This is a genomic window from Acetomicrobium mobile (assembly GCF_937920065.1).
The window spans coordinates 1-2443 of the sequence record NZ_CALETC010000021.1 but is presented as its reverse complement, the minus strand read 5'-3'; the positions used below and the strand labels follow the sequence as shown (position 1 = coordinate 2443).

The 2443-nt window shown below is 43.8% G+C and carries 3 protein-coding genes; all 3 read left to right on the top strand.

Annotation, left to right across the window (positions count from 1 at the left end):
• Positions 1–331: biopolymer transporter ExbD (locus Q7P41_RS00750; protein WP_303881321.1), on the top strand; the 331-nt coding region annotated here is incomplete at its 5' end.
• The gene (locus tag Q7P41_RS00745; RefSeq protein ID WP_303881320.1) at positions 328–1155 is read left to right on the top strand and encodes an energy transducer TonB; all 828 of its coding nucleotides are present in this window, start codon (positions 328–330) and stop codon (positions 1153–1155) included. The genes Q7P41_RS00750 and Q7P41_RS00745, both read left to right, overlap by 4 nt.
• 85 nt (positions 1156–1240) lie before the next feature.
• Positions 1241–2443: dicarboxylate/amino acid:cation symporter (locus tag Q7P41_RS00740; RefSeq protein WP_303881317.1), on the top strand; the 1203-nt coding region annotated here is incomplete at its 3' end.

Genomic DNA, 2443 nt, shown 5'->3' with positions numbered 1-2443 from the left:
ATTGATCATTTTTTTCGTCTTAACTGCAACCTTTGTCCAAGGAAGCATTACAGTTATGCTTCCGGAAGGCACTGGAGACTCCTTATCACGGGCACCTTTTGTGATAAACGTCGATCGCCATGGTGCTGTTATAATTAACGAGAAAACGGTTGACATTGACGAAGCGGTCGTGCTTGCTCGACAAGAAAGATCGCAAGGCCAATCGATACTTTTAGCCGGAGATAAGAAAGCCCCCTATGAAGCAATAATTCGTGTATTAGACGCATTAAAGCAAGCTGGAGTTGAAGAAGTCTCGTTGGCAGTGGGTGGAGGCGAAAAAGCGATTCCATGAGAGACAATATCGGAAAGTGGATGGCCCCTCTGTTATTAAGTTTACTAATACACACTGTAATAATTTGGAACTTCGAGATTCCTCACGCTCGAGTCAAGACGCCAAGTGTGAGTAAGCCCCTTAATGTCAAGCTGGCAAGATTTGAGCCAGCCGAAACGATCAAAGTTGCAAGCAGCGCTAAAAACTCTAAAGATGAAGTCAAAAACCTCCTTACCTCTGAAGTGATGCCAAAAAAAATTTCTCCCACAGAGACCCTCAACGAAAAAAAGGAACCAACAGTGCAAAAAAAAGAATCTGCAACTATCAAATCTTCGAGCAAAACTAAAAAAGAAATTCCCACGAAAAAACCCTCTTCCATCGATGCGCAAGTTACTCATTTAAGTAGAAACGGAAAAGACGTTCAGGAAGAAACGCTAAATCGCGACTCTGGCGAGTCAGGACAAAAAACCGATCTCTCTCAAACGAAAGGGATACAGCATGAAAAAAATAACGGCCAGGTCGGTGCTGATAACTTAAGCAATGATATTTCAAACAACTCCTCTAGCTGGCCACAAAAGTCGCTACGAATGGCTAGCGAACTTGATATCCTTAGAAGCGTAAAACCCGCATATCCTCTGATCTCAAGGAGGCACGGCGAAGAAGGAACCGCAACAATATACGTGCGAGTTTCATCTGACGGCACCGTTATTGAGGCCAGCGTTTATAAATCAAGTGGATATGACTTGTTAGACGAAAGTGCGCTAAAAGCCGTCAAACAATGGGTCTTCAAAAGCACGGAGGAAAGAGAGATCTTAGTTCCAGTTGTCTTTAAATTAAAACCATAAAAACCCTAGCATAATAAGTTATAATTAATATAACATCGCAATATAGCCCATCAAAATTACTATAAAATAAAAGGAGGGTGAAGTAATGTCGGAGGGAGAGAAAAAAAGAGGTTTCATGAGTTGGTATTTCGGGTCAAACTTGTTGATGCGCATATTGATTGGACTTATACTTGGCATCGTGGCTGGGCTTTTGTTTAAGGACAAGATACTTTGGGTCCAACCCTTCGGGGATTTATTCATCAGGCTCCTAAAAATGATAGTCGTTCCAGTGATACTGTTTAGTCTTATCGTTGGAACGGCGAGCATCAGTCCCTATCGTTTGGGCAAGGTTGGCGTAAAAATAATAGTTTATTATTTACTCACTACTGTCCTTGCCGTCGCTATAGGCTTGATTTTTGCTAATTTATTCAAACCGGGGTTGGGATTGGAGCTCGCCGTAGGCGAAGTTGCAGGATTTGAGCTTAAAAAACCTTCATTGGTAACAACGTTTTTAAATATAGTCCCGACAAACCCCGTCGAGGCTTTGTCCAAAGGCGACGTTTTGCCAATTATCTTCTTTGCGCTTCTTTTTGGAATAGGACTTTCATTTTTATTAGAAAGCGACAACGAAGAATTAAGGGCATCCGCAAAAACGGTCTATAATTTTTCCAATGGCGCAGCCGAAGTTATGTACAAAATTGTAGGAGGAATAATGGAATACGCCCCCATTGGAGTTTTTGCATTAGTGGCTGTTGTCCTGGCAAAAGAAGGCCCCAGGGTAATCGGACCGCTTGCAACAGCAGTCGGAACGGAATATCTGGCCATAGTCGTTCACGTAGCACTAGTTTACGGGTTAGTATTGAGGCTTTATGGTCTACGTTTAACCAAGTTTCTAGCACACGCAAAGGAAGCCATGATAACTGCCTTTGTTACCAGGAGCAGTAGCGGGACCTTACCAGTGACGATGGCGTGCGCCGAAAACATGGGTATACCTAAGGGAATTTATTCCTTCACGCTTCCCCTTGGGGCTACGATCAACATGGATGGAACGGCAATTTATCAAGGGGTTTGCGCTCTTTTCATTGGTTTCGCCGTAGGTCGTCACATGCCACTTTCGGATCAACTTATCATTATAGTAACTGCCTTGCTCGCCTCGATAGGAACTGCCGGCGTACCGGGTGCAGGTGCAATCATGCTCCTTTTAGTCTTGGATTCGGTCGGGCTATCCGTTGATCCAGGCACTCCTGTCGCCGCAGCTTATGCGATGATATTGGGAGTTGACGCAATATTCGATATGGGAAGAACCTGC